The sequence below is a fragment of the Rhizobacter sp. P3_C12 genome (genome assembly GCF_056402735.1).
This window is the reverse complement of the sequence record NZ_JBFUGW010000007.1, coordinates 25,857-41,105: the sequence shown is the minus strand read 5'-3', so window position 1 is coordinate 41,105 and position 15,249 is coordinate 25,857. Positions and strand designations below refer to the sequence as shown.

The following is a 15,249-nucleotide window of genomic DNA, read 5'->3' as shown; positions in this document are numbered from 1 at the left end:
GCCGGGAGCCTGCCGTCAGCCGCGGAAGCCGGCGGCGCGCAGCGCGGCGTACGGAACGTCGTAGGCCTTGCCGCTGGCGGTCAGCAGCCGGGCGGTCGCCTCGCCGACCATCGACACCGTGACCTCCACCTTCTCGACCTGCTCGTTGTGCGCGAAGCGCGACAGGTCGAGCGTGCCGGCCACGACCACGGTGTAGGTGGTGGTCGCCTGCAGCGTGCTCGGGCCCGACGGCAGCGTCACCGACACCGACGCGTTGCCGCTGCCGGTGCTGCCGGTGATGGCCGGGCTCAGCGCCTCGGTCGGCTGGCCGTAGGCCGGCACGATGCGCAGCAGCACGGTGTTGCCGACCGGCACGTTGACGGTCTGGAACACGACGTCGATCGGGCCGGTGGTGGTGGCCGGCAGCGTCACGTCGGCATTGCCGGTCGGGTTGGCCGGCACGGCGGTGCCGGCGACCGAGGCGATGCGCAGGCTCGGGGCCTCGGCGATGAAGACCGGGCCGGGGACGTCGGCGACGAAGGCCGGGGTGGCCGCGCCGGAGTAGGTGATGGCCTCGCCTTCGATGCGCACGCGGCCCACCGAACCGCCGAAAACCCCGCCGCCAACCGCTCCGCAGTTCTGCCGCGGCTGGTTGCTGTTGTTGATGCAACCTCCTTCGGCCAGCAGGCTGCCGTTGCCCGACACGGTCGTGGCGACCAACCGGATGCCACCGCCCGAACCACCCGCGCCGTTGCCGCCCGCGCCGGTCCCCGCGAGCCCGCCGCCGTCGCCGCCGCGCGCATTGATGGTGCCGGTCACCTGCAGCACGCCCGACGATGCGATCAGGATGGCGCCGCCGCCACCGCCGCCGCCGGCGCCCGGGAAGGCCGTACCGCCTCGGCCGCCGCCACCGCCGGAGCCGCCGAGCAGAGGCTGCAGCAACGGCGACCCATAGGTCTTGCCGACGATCGTGATGGAGTTGATGTCGCAGTAGTAGCTCGCGCCCCAGGACTGGTAGGCCTTGGTGGCATACCCGCCCCCGATGCCGATGTAGTGGTACTGGCCCATCGCGTTGCAGCCGTCCGGGCCTTCGACGCCCCCCGGCCCGCCGCCCGGGCCCAGGCCACTGCCGCCGCGCACGATCTCCGCCCGCTGCTGCGTGTCGTCGCGCCCGCCACGGCCGCCGTCGTAGCCGCCCGGCCCGCCGACGCCCGGGATGGCATCGTCGCCCTGCAAGCCATCGCCATAGGTGCCGGTCGACGTCGCATCGGTGCCGCGGATGTCGATCGTCCCGGCGATCGTCACATTGCCGCTGGCCAGGATGAACACCGGCGTGTTGGCGGTGTTCTTCTTGAACTTGACCGTCACGCCGCTCGGGATGTTGACCGTCGTGTAGTTCAGGATGCCCGACTCGGGCAGCTGGATCTCGGTGTTGACGGTCGGGTTCAGTGAGCCGTCGGCACCGGTGCTGCCGCTGTTGAAGGCCGCCTGCGCCGAGGCTGCCGCCAGCGCCGCCAGCACGAAGGCCGCCTGGGGCTTGAAGGTGGAAAGTGTCATGGAGGGGCTCCTCGTAGCAGGGTGGACGACAGGACGTGAAGGAAGGAAGAAGAGGGACATGGGTGCTCCAGGCTCGGTCACTGCGGGGCGACCACGTTGATGGTGTTGGCGGGGCTCGGGTCGGCCGACGTGAGGCCGCCGTACACCTCGAGGCGCACGACGCGGTTGCCCAGCGGGGCCGCGGCGTCGACGGTGACGGCCACGCTGAGCAGTTCGCCCAGCGCGTCCTGCGACCACGCGATGTCGCTGGTCGGGCGCAGGCCGCTGCCCGGCGCGAAGACGACGCGCACCACGTTCTTCAGGTTGCTGCCGCGGATGAGCAGCGTCGCGCCCTTGCCTTGCTCGAAGACGATCGGCGAGACCGAGGTCATGGTCGGCAGGCTGCCGATGCCGAAGGCCGCGAGCGCCGGGTTGGCGAAGGTGACCGTGCGGCCGGCGGCCGTGCCCAGCCGCAGCCAGCGCAGGCCGAGCGGCGCATCCGGCGCGACCGACAGCGTCAGGCTCAGTTGGCTGCCGTCGCCGTTGACCACCGGGGCGCCGAGCAGCAGGCCGGTGGCCGGTGTCGCCGTGACCGTGGTCACCGTGTCGAGCCCGCGTCCGTCGATCGTCACCGTGCCGGAACCGCCCTGCAACCAGCCGGTCGGGCTGATCGCCTGCGCGACCGTGCCGACCACCACGCCGACGGCCTTGCTGGCGGCCGTGCCGGCGACGCTTTGCGGTGCGGGCGTCGCACTGCCCACCACCACGCCGACGTGCGGCGCACCGATCAGGCGGCTGACCGGATCCGGCGGCACCGTGACGCCGCTGCCGACCAGCACGCCGACCGGCTGTGACAGCACACCGGCGTAGGTCGGACCCACCTGTGTCGCGATGCGCACGATGTTGCCCGGCTGCACGGTGGACGTGGACTCACCGGCCGCCGTCGTCACGACAACCGCGCGGCTGCCCGATGCGGCACCGGCGGCCACCGTCGCGTTGAAAGTCAGCAGCGTGCCTTCGGCGTTGACCTGGAACGGCCCGGCCAGCACGCTTTGCGGCGGCTCGATGCGCACCGCCGACACGTTGGTGAAGTTGCGCCCGCGCACCGTCAGCGTGACGGCGCCCTGCCCGGCCAGCAGCACCTGCGGCGCGACGGCCGTCAGCTCGGGCACCGGCGCCGAGACGAGGAAGCTGGCGTCGCCGGGGCGCGAGAAGGTCACCGGCTTGCCGGCAGCCGTCAGCGCCAGGCGGCGTGCGCCGAGCGCCGCAGCGGCGTCGACCGTGATGTCCACGTTCAGCTGCGTGCCGTCGCCATTGACGGTCGGCGTGCCCACCGTGACGCCGGTGGCCGGCGTCACGCTGACGCCGCTGACCGCCTGCAGGCCGGCGCCGCGCACGGTGACGGTGGTGGTGGTGCCGACCACGCCGATGTTCGGGCGCACCTCGGTGATGCCGGTGCCGAGCAGCACGCCGACCAGCGTCGAGACCGGCTGGCGCTGCACCGGCTCGACCGGCGAGGTGGCCGTGCCGACGACGACGCCGACCAGGCGCGAGGCCACCGGCGTCACCGTCTCGCGCACCGTGGAGGCCACCGTGAAGCTGTTGGCCGGCGACAGTGTCGCGCTGGTGGTGCCGGACGGCGTGACGACCTGCAGCAGCCGGTTGCCGGTGGGCGCATCGGCATCGATCTGCAGCGGTGCGGACAGCGTGCGGCCGTCAGCGCTGACAACCGGCGACACGTCCGGATGCACGCCGGTGTCGGGCACGAGGCGCACCTGGCCCTGCTGCAGGTGGCGTCCATGCACCAGCAGTTTCACCAGCTGGCCGCGGCTGCCGAAGATCGGCTCGATCGATTCGATGGACGGCAGGCCGGTCATCAGTTGCACCACCGACACGGCGGGGTTGGCGAACACGAGTTCCTTGCCGGCCGCATCGCGCACCACCAGCTTGCGCGCGCCGATCGGCGCATCGGCTGCTGTCGTCAGCGTGACGCGCAGTTCGCTGGACTGGGCATTGAGCGTGACCGGGCCGAGCGTGATGCCGGTGGCCGGCAGCACGCTCACCTGCGCGCCGGCCGGGATGGCGGCGCCGGTGATCGCGATCTCGGTGCTGCTGCCGACGGCCCACGAGCGCGGGGCCACTTGCGACAGCACGCCGCCCACCGCCACGCCGACCACCGCGTTGACGGCGGTGACCTGGCGCGTGGCGGCCGGCGCGTTCGACTGCACGACCACGCCGACGGGCGACGCGTAGGCGGTGTTGGCGCCGCGGAAATCGGCGGTGATGAACAGCGGCACGCTGATGCGCGCCAGCGTGGTCGAGTCGGCCGTCAGCGTGACGGTGCCGGTCAGCTTGGGCACGATGGTGATCTTCGCGCTGGTCTGGCCGGCCGGGATCACGAGGCTGGCCGGCGTGACGGTCGCCTTGCTGGTGTCCGAGACCGAGAGGTTCAGCGTGTTGTCGCGGTAGTCGGCCTTGGACAGGCGGATCGTGATGTCGCGAGCCTTGCCATCCGGCGGCAGCGCGATCGGCGTCGGCTCGATGGCCACGATCGGGGGCACCGGCGCCTGCACCGGCAGCGCGACGGCGTTCGACAGCAGGTACTGGCCCGGGTGCGCCGCATCGGGCGTGCGCACCTGGGCCTGCAGCGTCACTGGCGAGGGCTGGCCGGGCAGCGTGCCGCGCAGTTGCGTGCTGCTGACGACGACCGTCGGCACCGAGGCGGAATTGAAGGTGAGCTCGGAGCTGGATGCGAAGTTGCGGCCCGTCACGGTGATCTCGGTGGCGCCGGCACCGGCCAGCACCGTGGCCGGGTCGAGGGCCGTGATGGCCGGCATCGGAGCCGTCACATGGATCGCGTTGGCGAGCAGCACCTCGCCCGCGTCGACCTGCAAGCGCAGGCCCGCGGCGCCGGGCGTGGCAGCCGCATCCACCTTCAGCTGCATGAAGAGCTGCGAGGACGACCCACCGCTGAACGGCGTCAGCGTCAGGCCGGCACGGTCGAACGCTGCGCTGCCGAGGCCGGTGAGGCGCGAGCCGTTCACCGTCAGCGTGACGGTCTGGCCCTGCTCCACCGTCGCGGGCGACACGCTGCTGAGCGACGGGCTGGCACCGACCGACACCGAGCCGGCGGTGATCACGTAGGGGATGCCGCGCAGGCCCCAGCGCACGCTGCCGGTGACGTCGCCGGCCGGCACCGCGATGCCGTTCAGCGCATTGCCGCTGGCGCGGTTGCCGACGCCACTGGGCGAGGCCGCCAGGTCGACCGTGATGGCCGCGCCCTGCTGGTTGCGGATGTCGACGTAGTTCAGCACCGGCGCGGCGCCGCGGATCGCGAGGCCCTTGCCATGCTCGAACACCATCTGCTCGAGCCGCGTGTTGCTGGTGGTGCCGCTGCCGAACACCCACTGGTCCCAGTCGCCGGGCGCGGCGGCCTGGGCCTGGCGCGTCTTGTCCGACAGCACACGGATCGGCAGTGCCGCGGTGCCGATCGCGCGCACCGTGCCCGCTTGAACCGTGAGCCGCGCACCGGCTGCCATGTAGACGGTGACGCCGGGATCGATGCTGAGCGTTGCGCCGCCCTGCACCACGACCTCGCCGCTCAGCAGGTAGGGGCTGTCGGCCGCGCTCCAGCGCGTGTCGCCGCCGATCGCGCCGGACACCGCGGTCTGCGCGGACGCGGCCAGCGGCAACAGCCCGGCCACCGTGAGGACGACGGCTGAGAAGGCGAGTCTGGCGCGCAGGCAGGCAGGAAGCGTCATGGGCTCGGGTCCGCGAAGGGAGGACATCGGTTGAAGCGGCGACAGGAGACGGACTGCGGCATCGCCATGCGCCAGGCACGGCAGAGCCGGACTCGGGCCGCCTTTTCAGGCAGCGGGAGACAGGTGCGGGTCGGGGACTGTCGCTAGCCGATCAGTGGCGGCAAGACGCGGTGCCAGCAGGGCGTGGCAGCGCGGGAATGACATCGTCGGGCGACGATGCGTGAGGTCTTCGCGGTGCCGTGTTGATACGGCACACATGCTTTCAGCAGTTGGACCATTTGGAACTCCTCCCAGAATTCGAAGCCGAGTCTAGCCACGCCATCCGACTTTCGCCAGGGGGTGATGCCATCTTTATTTCTTAAGTCATCTCCCACGAACTTGGGGGGTGAAGGAGTCGCACCGTTGTAGTACCGCGCGCGGCCCGACGACAGAATCGCGCCCATGTTCACCGCCGCCATCTTCGACATGGACGGGCTGCTGCTCGATTCCGAACGCACCATCATGCAGGCATGGCTCGCGTCGGCGCGCGCGCTCGACGTGCTGCTGCACGAGGCCGACTACATCGGCGTGATCGGGCTGGCCCATGCCGAATCGACCGCACGGCTCACCGCGCTGCTCGGCAGCACGCAGGCCTACGAACGCGTGCAGCGCGATGCGGCGCGGCGGCTCGCGCCCGAGGCCGGCACCGTGTTCGCGCTGAAGCCCGGCGCGATGGTGCTGCTGCAGGCGCTGCGGCAGCGCGGCGTGCCGTGCGCGGTGGCCTCGTCGACGCAGGTGGCCGAAGTGCGGCGCCGCCTCGCGGTGGCCGGCATCGATGGCTTCTTTCGCGCGGTGGCCGGCGGCGACGAGGTGCCGCGCGGCAAACCCGACCCGGCCGTCTACCTGCTCGCCGCCCAACGCGCCGGCCTCGACCCGCACAGCTCGCTCGCCTTCGAGGACAGCGACCACGGCAGCGCCGCCGCGCGCGCCGCCGGCCTGCAGGTGGTGACCGTGCCCGACCTGAAGACGCCCGATGCGGCGAGCTCGCTGCAGCAACTGGCCTCGCTCGCCGACGCACTGCAGCACCTCGACGCCTGGTTCCCGCCCGCCCCCAGGAACACCCTGCCCGGGCTTTAGGCGTTTACTAAACAGGAAGGGGTTTCTACACTGGCCCGATCGTGGCCTCAACGCCCTCCTCTCTCCCCACCGAAGACACTGCACGCCGGCTGCGCTGGGCGCATGGCGATGCGGAGTTGCACGCCTTCGGCGGCATGCTGGCGCCGGTGCGCTTCCGGGCCGCCGGGCAGGCGGATTTCTCGCCGCTGCATGTGGCGCCGTGGGCCGACGATGCGCAGGCCCACCCGCAATGGCCCGGCCTGCTCGGCCGCCTGCGCGGCGAATGGCCGTGCGTGCCGTTCGGGCGCTGCGACCGGCCCGACGGGTTGCCCATCACCTGGCAGGCCCGCCAGCCCGCCGACGACTGGGCGCACGGCTACGCGGCGCACCACCGCTGGCAGTGGCAGGACTCGGATGCGCTGTCGCTCGCGCTGCGCATCGAGATGCCGCCCGGGCACGCGGTGCAGCGCCTGACCCGCACCGTGCGCGCGGTGGCCGATGCAGCCGCGCTCGAGATCACGCTGCAGATCGATGCCCGCAAGCCGTGCCGCGTGCCGGTCGCGCTGCACCCGACGCTGCGCCTGGACATCGGCCGCGTGGCGCTCGACCTGCAGCACGACGGCGCGGGCTTCAACTATCCCGTGCCCACCGAGCCCGGCCGCTCACGGCTCAGGCCCGGAGCGCGCTTCGAGCGCCTCGACGCGGTGCCGCTGGCGGATGCCTCAACCGATGGCACGCAGGGCGACTTCACGCATTTCCCGCAGGCCGCCGACGGTGAAGACCTGCTGCAGCTGATGGACATCGTCGGCCCGGTGACCGCCCGCTACCTCGACGCCGGCTGGTCGCTGACGCTCGACTGGGACCGCGCGCTGTTGCCCGACCTGATGCTGTGGGTGAGCCACCGCGGCCGGCTCGCGCCGCCGTGGAGCGGACGGCATCTCGCGCTGGGCGTCGAGCCGCTGAACGGCGCCTGGGACCTGGGCCGCATCGGGCGTCCGCCCGCCGACCACCCGCTCGCGGCGCGCGACGGCATCGCACTGCACCCCGACGAGCCGTGCGTGATCCGCTATCGCCTGGCGGCCCGGCCGCTGCCACGATGAACTCGGACGGCGTCACGATCCGCGACATCGCCGAGGCGGCCGGCGTCTCGATCGGCACCGTCTCGCGCGCGCTGAAGAACCAGCGCGGCCTCTCCGACGAAACCCGCCGCCAGGTGCGCGAGGTCGCCCGCACCCTCGGCTACGACCCCGGCCGGCTGCGCTCGGCCAAGGCGCGGCGGCTGTTGTTCATGGTGCACCGCCACCACAGCAGCTTCTCGCTGAACCCGTTCTTCTCGCAGGTGATGCATGGCGTCGAAGAGGCCTGCCGCGAGTTCGGCGTGGTGCCGACCGTGCTCAGCGCCGGCCCGGCCGACCCGGTGCGCCAGCTGCTGCGGCTGCACGAGCCCGATGCGCTGATGGCGGCCGGCTACTTCGAGGCCGAGGTGGTCGACCTGCTGCGCGCGATGGACCTGCCGCTCGCGCTGGTCGATTTCTGGATGCCGGGCTGCCGCGCGGTGAACCCCGACAACGCACAGGGCGGCTACCTCGCGACGCAGCACCTGCTGGCGCAGGGCTACCGGCGCATCGCCTACCTCGCCGGCTCGCTGGCGCACTTCAGCATCCGCGAGCGCGAGCGCGGCTACCGGCGCGCGCTGTTCGAGGCCGGCGTGCTCGCCGACCCCGACCTCGAGGTGGTCGCCCCGCCCGGCCTGGACACCTCGGCCGGTGCCGAGGCCGCGATGCGCGAGCTGCTGAAGCTGCGCCCGCGCCCCGATGCCGTGTTCGCTTACAACGACATGGCCGCGCTCGCCGCGATCCGGGTCTGCCAGGCCGCCGGATTGCGCGTGCCGCAGGACATCGCCTTCGTCGGCTTCGACGACATCGCCGCCGCCGGCTACGGCACGATGGGGCTGACGACGATGCGCGTCGACAAGGAGGCACTCGGCCGCACCGGGGTCGAGATGGTGATGCGGGGCGACGACATGCCGCAGGACATCGTCCAGCCGGTCGAGCTGGTGGTGCGGGACAGCAGCCTCTCGTAGCCCGGATGCCAATCCGGGATGTGTCCGACAAACCCCGGATTGGCATCCGGGCTACTAAACACGGCTTGTTTCGCGATCTGCGCTGACTCTTGCGCGGGAATCCCCCGTCAGAGCGTTCGGCGCCGCGGCCTATCCTGACCGGCGTGACCTCGACGTCACACCCCTACAAAGCAGGAGACAAGCGAATGACACGTCACCCTCTGAAGACATTCGTCGCGGTCGCATGCGCGCTCGCGTTCTCGGGCCTCGCGTCCGCCCAGCAAAGCGTGGAGGTGCTGCATTGGTGGACCTCCGGCGGCGAGGCCGCGGCGCTGAACGTGCTGAAGGGCAACCTCGAGAAGCAGGGCGTCAAGTGGAACGACATGCCGGTGGCCGGCGGCGGCGGCGAGGCCGCGATGACGGCCGTGCGCGCCCGCGTGACCGCCGGCAACCCGCCGACTGCCGTGCAGCTGCTCGGCTTCGACATCCAGGACTGGGCCAAGCAGGGCGTGCTGGCCGACCTGAACGCGGTCGCCGCGAAGGAAGGCTGGGACAAGGTCGTGCCGGGCGCGCTGCAGGCGTTCTCGAAGTACGACGGCAAGTGGATCGCAGCACCCGTCAACGTGCACTCCACGAACTGGGTCTGGGCCAACAAGTCGGTGCTCGACAAGGCCGGCGTCACGGCGATGCCGACCAGCTTCGACGAGTTCATCGCCGCCGCCGAGAAGGTGCAGAAGGCCGGCTTCGTCGCGCTCGCGCACGGCGGCCAACCGTGGCAGGACGCGACGCTGTTCGACAGCGTCGTGCTGAGCACCGGCGGCATCGACTTCTACAAGAAGGTCTTCATCCAGAAGGACAAGGCCGCGCTCGGTTCGCCGACGATGCTGAAGGCCTTCGACCGCATGGGCCAGCTGCGCAAGCTGGTCGACAAGGACTTCTCCAACCGCGACTGGAACCTCGCCTCGGCGATGGTCATCAGCGGCAAGGCCGGCTTCCAGATGATGGGCGACTGGGCCAAGGGCGAGTTCGTCGCGGCGAAGAAGAAGCCGGGCGTCGACTTCATCTGCATGCGCTTCCCCGGCACCCAGGGCATGGTGTCGTTCAACTCCGACCAGTTCGCGATGTTCAAGGTCGGCGGCGACAAGGCCGCGGCGCAGGCCAAGATGGCCAGCGCGGTGATGGACCCGGCGTTCCAGTCGGCCTTCAACGTCGTCAAGGGCTCGGTGCCGGCGCGCACCGACGTGTCCGACGCGGCGTTCGACGACTGCGGCAAGAAGGGCATCAAGGACCTGGCCGAAGCCAGCGGCAAGGGCGCGCTGGTCGGCTCGATGGCGCACGGCCACGCGGTGCCGGCCGGCATCAAGAACGCCTTCTACGACGTGATCACGCGCCACTTCAACGGCCAGATCGACAGCAAGGCCGCCGTCAAGGAAATGGTCGCCGCGGTCGACAACTGATCCCTCGATGAAGGCTCCCCTGATCGCGAAGGCGGTGCTGTCGCCGAGCGTGCTGCTGATCGGCGTCTGCGTCTACGGCTACATCGCCTTCACCGTCTGGCTGTCGTTCACGGCATCGACGATGGTGCCGGTGACCACCTTGTCCGGCCCCGAGGCGTACGTGCGCCTCGTCGGGCTGAACAACTGGGTGCTGTCGGTGAAGAACCTCGGCATCTTCGCGACGCTGTACATCCTCGGCTGTGGCGTGCTGGGGCTGCTGCTGGCGGTGCTGATCGACCAGAAGGTGCGCGCCGAGGCCGGCTTCCGATCGGTCTTCCTGTACCCGATGGCGCTGTCGTTCATCGTCACCGGCACCGCGTGGAAGTGGTTGATGGACCCGGGCATCGGGCTCGAACGCTCGATGCACGCGATCGGCTGGAGCAGTTTCGCGTTCGGCTGGGTCAAGGACAGCGACTTGGCGATCTACTGCGTCGTGATCGCCGCGGTGTGGCAGACCTCGGGCTTCGTGATGGCGCTGTTCCTGGCCGGGCTGCGCGGCGTCGACACCGAGGTGGTGAACGCCGCGCGGCTCGACGGTGCACGCACCTGGCGCATCTACCAGCGCGTGATCCTGCCGCAGCTCGGCGCGAGCTTCATCTCGGCCTTCGTGATCCTCGCGCACATGGCGATCAAGTCCTACGACCTGGTGATCGCGCTGACCAATGGCGGCCCGGGGCGGGCGAGCTGGCTGCCGTCGCTCTTCATGTACCAATACACCTTCACGCGCAACGAGATGGCGGTTGGCGCGGCCAGCGCGGTGCTGATGCTGATCGCCATCGCGATCGTCGTGATCCCGTACATCCTGCGCGAGACGCGCCAGGCGGATGCCCATGGCTGAGCGCACGTTGAAGAACGTGGTGTCACGCGTCGCTCCTCGCGTCGTCCTCTACGGCGTGCTCGGCTATGCCGCGCTGCTGTTCCTGATGCCGCTGTACGTGATGCTGGTCAACTCGGTGAAGCCGCTCGACGAGATCCGCGCCGGCGACCTGATGGCCTGGCCCGACGCCTTCACGCTGCAACCGTGGCACGACGCCTGGAGCCTCGCGCAGATCGGCGTGCAGGCGACCGGGCTCAAGCCCTACTTCCTGAACAGCTTCCTGATGACGCTGCCGGCGGTGCTGATCTCCACCGGCATCGGCGCCTTCAACGGCTATGTGCTCACGCAGTTCCGCTTCCGCGGCGCGCACCTGGTGTTCGCGATGCTGATGTTCTCGGTGTTCATCCCGTTCCAGATCGTGCTGATCCCGATGGCGCGCACGCTCGGTCTGCTGCACCTGGCCGGCACGGTGCCGGGGCTGGTGCTGGTGCACGTGGTGTACGGCATCGGCTTCACCACCCTCTTCTTCCGCAACTACTACGCCGCGTTCCCGGCCGAGCTGGTGCGCTCGGCGCGCATGGACGGCGCGCGCTTCTTCCGGCTGTTCTTCCGGCTGCTGCTGCCCAACAGCGTGCCGATCATCGTGGTCTCGGTGATCTGGCAGTTCACGAACGTGTGGAACGACTTCCTGTTCGGTGCATCGTTCAGCGACTACAGCAGCTTCCCGATCACGGTGGCGCTGAACAACCTCGTCAACTCGAGCACCGGGGTCAAGGAATACAACGTGCACTTCGCGGCGGCGTTCATCGCCGGCGCGCCGACGCTGCTGGTCTACATCGTCTCCGGCAAGTACTTCGTCCGCGGCCTGATGGCCGGGTCCGTCAAGGGCTGATCGCAGTTCCCCACACACACCATGGCAGACCTCGCCCTGCAAGGCATCCACAAGCTGTTCGGCGCGACCCGCGTGCTGCACGAGATCGACATCCACCTGCCCGACGGCGAGTTCCTGGTGCTGGTCGGCCCGTCGGGCTGCGGCAAGAGCACGCTGATGAACCTGATCGCCGGGCTCGAGGAGCCGAGCGGCGGGCGCATCGTGCTGGGCGGCCAGGACATCACCGCCGCCGGCCCGGCCGACCGCAACATCTCGATGGTGTTCCAGTCGTACGCGCTGTACCCGAACATGACGGTGGCGGCCAACATCGCGTTCCCGCTGGAGATGCGTGGCGTGCCGAAGGCCGAGCGCGAGAAGACCGTGCAGAGCGTGGCCGCGATGCTGCAGATCGACCACCTGCTGCAACGCAAGCCGCGCCAGCTGTCGGGCGGGCAGCGCCAGCGCGTCGCGATCGGCCGGGCGCTCGCGCGGCAGCCGCAGCTCTTCCTGTTCGACGAGCCGCTGTCGAACCTCGACGCGAAGCTGCGCGTGGACATGCGCGCCGAGATCAAGCGGCTGCACATGCGCACCGGCGTCACCACGATCTACGTGACGCACGACCAGGTCGAGGCGATGACGCTGGGCACGCGCATCGCGGTGCTCGATGCCGGGCGCATCCAGCAGCTCGCGACGCCGCTCGAGATCTACACGCGGCCGGCGAATCGCTTCGTCGCGACCTTCATCGGCTCGCCGTCGATCAACCTGTTCGACGCGACGCGCGATGCGGCCGGCATGTTGCGTTTGCCTGATGGGACTGCGATCGGCGAGCTCGCGAACGGACCGGCCGGCAAGGTGGCCGTCGGCGTGCGGCCGGAAGACATGAGCCTGCGCGACGACGGCCAGCTCGCCGGGCGGATCTCGCTGGTGGAGCCGACCGGGCCGGAGACCTATGCGCTGGTCGACCTCGGCCACACCGAGGTCACGGTGCGCATGAGCGGCCTGCCGAACGTGCTGCCCGGAGCCGAGGTGCGCGTGCATGTGCCGCCGCAGGCGCTGCATGTGTTCGCGTCCGAGACCGGCGAGCGGCTGAACTGACGGCTGGACAAGCCAGGAGGTGCATGCGATGGAAGCCTGGATGAACGACGTGCCCGCCGCGGTGCGGGCCTCGCAACGGCAACTGCRCCGCGACGTGCGCGACCTGCCCGGCCGCTTCGCGCGGCTCGGCGAGGCACTGGAGGCCGAGGTGGCCGCGATCCGCGCCGAGCAGGCGCAGGGCGGCGCGGTGCCCGAGCTGCACTACCGGGACGTGGCGGCCGGCAAGGTCACTGCAGCGCAGATGGCGCACATCAAGCGGCGCGGCTGCGTCGTGATCCGCCGCGTCTTCGACCCCGAAGTCGTCGGCGCGTGGAACGAGGCCATCGGACGCTACATCGACGCGGTGCAGTACCTGCAGCGCATGCCGCAGAAGGCGGGGCTGGACAAGTACTTCAGCGCGCTCGGCGCGAGCCGGCCGCAGATCTACAGCCTGTACTGGTCGCTGCCGCAGATGCAGGCGCGCCAGCATGTCGACATGGCGGCCACGCGCGCGTGGCTGAACCGGCTGTGGACTTTCGAGAAGAACGGCACCCGGTACTTCGACCCGGACCGGCAGTTCAACTACGCCGACCGCATCCGCCGCCGCGAGCCGGGCGATTCGACGCTCGGTCTCTCGCCGCATTCCGACGGCGGCTCGGTCGAGCGCTGGTGCGAGCCGACGTTCCGCCACGTCTACCGCGAGGTGTTCGACGGCGACCCGCTGGCCTTCGACCCGTTCGATGCCGAGGGCCGCACCGCGACGCGCGAGATCCCGTCGCCCGCGGTGTGCTCGGCCTTCCGCACCTTCCAGGGCTGGACCGCGCTGACGCGCCAGGGCCCGGGCGACGGCACGCTGAAGCTGGTGCCGATCGCGAAGACCACGCCGTGGATGCTGCTGCGCGCACTGCAGCCCGACGTGCCCGACGGCGACCTGTGCGGCGCGCAGCCGGGGCGCGCGCTGGGCGCGTCGCCACAGTGGCATGCGCCGCTGCTGGCGGGGCTGGTGTCGATCCCGCAGGTGGAGCCGGGCGACACCGTGTGGTGGCACTCCGACGTGATCCACGCGGTGGAGGACCAGCATGCGGGCAGCGGCTACAGCAACGTGATCTACATCGGCGCGGCGCCGTGGTGCGGCAAGAATGCCGCCTTCGCGCAGCGCCAGGCCGCGGCCTTCCTGAAAGGGCGCAGCAGCCCGGATTTCGCGCCCGAGGACTACGAACTCGGCTTCGAGGGCCGGGCGCGCGAAGACAACCTGAGCCCGCTCGGCCGCATGCAGATGGGGCTGAGAGAATGGCCCTGAGCTGACCGATTCTTCTCGATGACTTCCATGACCACGACGCCGCCCCTGCCCGATTTCCGCCGCCCCGAGCCGCTGCTCGCCCACATCCGCCACACGCTCGCGTTCTACGACGACCGCTGCCGCGACGACAGCGGCGGCTTCTTCCACTTCTACAAGGACGACGGCACGGTCTACGACCGGCGCACGCGCCACCTGGTGAGCAGCACGCGCTTCGTGTTCACGCAGGCGATGGCGTTCCGCCGCTTCGGCGAGCAGCGCTACCTTGAGAACACGCGCCACGCCTTGCGCTTCCTGCAGCAGGCGCACCTGCAGCCGAACGGCGGCTACGCATGGCAGCTCGACTGGGACGGCACGAAGGCCACCGTGCAGGACGGCACCAACCACTGCTACGGCCTCGCGTTCGTCGTGCTCGCGCATGCGCATGCGCTGATGGCCGGCATCGAGGAGGCGCGTGCGGGGCTCGATTCGAGTTTTGCGCTGATGGAGCAGCGTTTCTGGGAGCCTTCGCGCGGGCTCTATGCCGACGAGGCCGACGCCGCGTGGAAGGTGGGCAGCTACCGCGGCCAGAACGCGAACATGCACAGCTGCGAGGCGATGATCGCCGCGTATGACGCGACGAAGGACGCGAAGTACCTGCAGCGCGCGCTGACGCTGGCCGAGTCGATCACGCAGCGCCAGGCGGCGCTGGCCGACACGCCCGACGGCCCGCTGGTGTGGGAACACTACCGCGCCGACTGGTCGGTCGACTGGGACTACAACCGCGACGACAAGACGAACATCTTCCGGCCGTGGGGCTTCCAGACCGGGCACCTGACCGAGTGGGCCAAGCTGCTGCTGCAGCTGGAGACCCACCTGCCGGCCAATCAGCGGCCCGCGTGGCTGCTGCCGACCGCGCGCCGCTTCTTCGACACCGCGATGCGGCGCGGCTGGGACGCGACGCACGGCGGCCTGGTCTACGGCTTCGCGCCCGACGGCAGCGTGTGCGACGGCGATAAGTATTTCTGGGTGCAGGCCGAAAGCCTGGCCGCGGCGGCGCTGCTCGCGCTGCGCACCGGCGACGCTGCGTACTGGGGCTGGTACGACAAGCTGTGGGGCTACAGCTGGGCGCACATGATCGACCACGAGCACGGCGCCTGGTACCGCATCCTCACGCCCGACAACCGCAAGATCTCGGACGAGAAGAGCCCGGCCGGGAAGGTGGATTACCACACCATGGGGGCATGCTATGACGTGCTGAGGGGGATGAAGGCCTGAGGGC

General features: G+C 70.5%; 12 protein-coding genes. 9 read left to right on the top strand and 3 right to left on the bottom strand.

The window, feature by feature from the left end:
• Positions 1–15: 15 nt before the first annotated feature.
• The 3 genes from AC1DXV_RS02750 to AC1DXV_RS02740 form a co-directional block, all read right to left on the bottom strand.
• Positions 16–1,536 (bottom strand): hypothetical protein, encoded by a 1,521-nt coding sequence (locus AC1DXV_RS02750; RefSeq protein WP_477867598.1) that lies wholly within the window; start codon positions 1,534–1,536, stop codon positions 16–18.
• Between the two features lie 77 nt (positions 1,537–1,613).
• Positions 1,614–5,276 carry an IPT/TIG domain-containing protein gene (locus AC1DXV_RS02745; protein WP_477867596.1) on the bottom strand — a complete coding sequence of 1,221 codons (3,663 nt, stop codon included), beginning with the start codon at positions 5,274–5,276 and terminating at the stop codon, positions 1,614–1,616.
• Between the two features lie 143 nt (positions 5,277–5,419).
• The gene (locus AC1DXV_RS02740; RefSeq protein WP_477932362.1) at positions 5,420–5,743 is read right to left on the bottom strand and encodes a hypothetical protein; all 324 of its coding nucleotides are present in this window, start codon (positions 5,741–5,743) and stop codon (positions 5,420–5,422) included.
• Between AC1DXV_RS02740 and AC1DXV_RS02735 the strand changes: the two genes are divergently transcribed.
• The 9 genes from AC1DXV_RS02735 to AC1DXV_RS02695 all read left to right on the top strand — a co-directional run bounded on the left by AC1DXV_RS02735 (position 5,718) and on the right by AC1DXV_RS02695 (position 15,245).
• Positions 5,718–6,392 carry an HAD family hydrolase gene (locus AC1DXV_RS02735; RefSeq protein WP_477932360.1) on the top strand — a complete coding sequence of 225 codons (675 nt, stop codon included), beginning with the start codon at positions 5,718–5,720 and terminating at the stop codon, positions 6,390–6,392. The two genes, AC1DXV_RS02740 and AC1DXV_RS02735, sit on opposite strands and share 26 nt — an antisense overlap.
• A gap of 41 nt (positions 6,393–6,433) precedes the next feature.
• Positions 6,434–7,471, top strand: a complete 1,038-nt coding sequence (locus AC1DXV_RS02730) for a hypothetical protein (RefSeq protein ID WP_477932358.1) — start codon at positions 6,434–6,436, stop codon at positions 7,469–7,471.
• A complete protein-coding gene (locus tag AC1DXV_RS02725; RefSeq protein WP_477866180.1) occupies positions 7,468–8,454 on the top strand; it encodes a LacI family DNA-binding transcriptional regulator in 987 nt (328 codons plus the stop codon). The genes AC1DXV_RS02730 and AC1DXV_RS02725 overlap by 4 nt, the downstream gene beginning before the upstream one ends.
• A gap of 185 nt (positions 8,455–8,639) precedes the next feature.
• Positions 8,640–9,890, top strand: coding sequence for an ABC transporter substrate-binding protein (locus tag AC1DXV_RS02720; RefSeq protein WP_477866178.1), 1,251 nt, complete (start codon positions 8,640–8,642; stop codon positions 9,888–9,890).
• Positions 9,891–9,897: 7 nt separating this feature from the next.
• Positions 9,898–10,767 carry a carbohydrate ABC transporter permease gene (locus AC1DXV_RS02715; protein WP_477866176.1) on the top strand — a complete coding sequence of 290 codons (870 nt, stop codon included), beginning with the start codon at positions 9,898–9,900 and terminating at the stop codon, positions 10,765–10,767.
• Entirely contained in the window at positions 10,760–11,638 is an 879-nt protein-coding gene (locus AC1DXV_RS02710) for a carbohydrate ABC transporter permease (RefSeq protein WP_477866174.1), read from the top strand. Before AC1DXV_RS02715 ends, AC1DXV_RS02710 begins: the two co-directional genes overlap by 8 nt.
• A gap of 21 nt (positions 11,639–11,659) precedes the next feature.
• Positions 11,660–12,712, top strand: a complete 1,053-nt coding sequence (locus AC1DXV_RS02705; protein WP_477932356.1) for an ABC transporter ATP-binding protein — start codon at positions 11,660–11,662, stop codon at positions 12,710–12,712.
• Between the two features lie 28 nt (positions 12,713–12,740).
• Entirely contained in the window at positions 12,741–13,991 is a 1,251-nt protein-coding gene (locus AC1DXV_RS02700) for a YbiU family protein (protein ID WP_477932354.1), read from the top strand.
• Positions 13,992–14,018: 27 nt separating this feature from the next.
• Positions 14,019–15,245 (top strand): AGE family epimerase/isomerase, encoded by a 1,227-nt coding sequence (locus AC1DXV_RS02695; protein ID WP_477932378.1) that lies wholly within the window; start codon positions 14,019–14,021, stop codon positions 15,243–15,245.
• Positions 15,246–15,249: the final 4 nt, after the last annotated feature.

Bases quoted from the DNA above. Each gene is read 5' to 3' on its own strand.
- AC1DXV_RS02750 (WP_477867598.1), bottom strand. From the start codon at position 1,536: ATGACACTTTCCACCTTCAAGCCCCAGGCGGCCTTCGTGCTGGCGGCG.
- AC1DXV_RS02745 (WP_477867596.1), bottom strand. From the start codon at position 5,276: ATGACGCTTCCTGCCTGCCTGCGCGCCAGACTCGCCTTCTCAGCCGTC.
- AC1DXV_RS02735 (WP_477932360.1), top strand. From the start codon at position 5,718: ATGTTCACCGCCGCCATCTTCGACATGGACGGGCTGCTGCTCGATTCC.
- AC1DXV_RS02740 (WP_477932362.1), bottom strand. From the start codon at position 5,743: ATGTCGAAGATGGCGGCGGTGAACATGGGCGCGATTCTGTCGTCGGGC.
- AC1DXV_RS02725 (WP_477866180.1), top strand. From the start codon at position 7,468: ATGAACTCGGACGGCGTCACGATCCGCGACATCGCCGAGGCGGCCGGC.
- AC1DXV_RS02720 (WP_477866178.1), top strand. From the start codon at position 8,640: ATGACACGTCACCCTCTGAAGACATTCGTCGCGGTCGCATGCGCGCTC.
- AC1DXV_RS02715 (WP_477866176.1), top strand. From the start codon at position 9,898: ATGAAGGCTCCCCTGATCGCGAAGGCGGTGCTGTCGCCGAGCGTGCTG.
- AC1DXV_RS02710 (WP_477866174.1), top strand. From the start codon at position 10,760: ATGGCTGAGCGCACGTTGAAGAACGTGGTGTCACGCGTCGCTCCTCGC.
- AC1DXV_RS02705 (WP_477932356.1), top strand. From the start codon at position 11,660: ATGGCAGACCTCGCCCTGCAAGGCATCCACAAGCTGTTCGGCGCGACC.
- AC1DXV_RS02695 (WP_477932378.1), top strand. From the start codon at position 14,019: ATGACCACGACGCCGCCCCTGCCCGATTTCCGCCGCCCCGAGCCGCTG.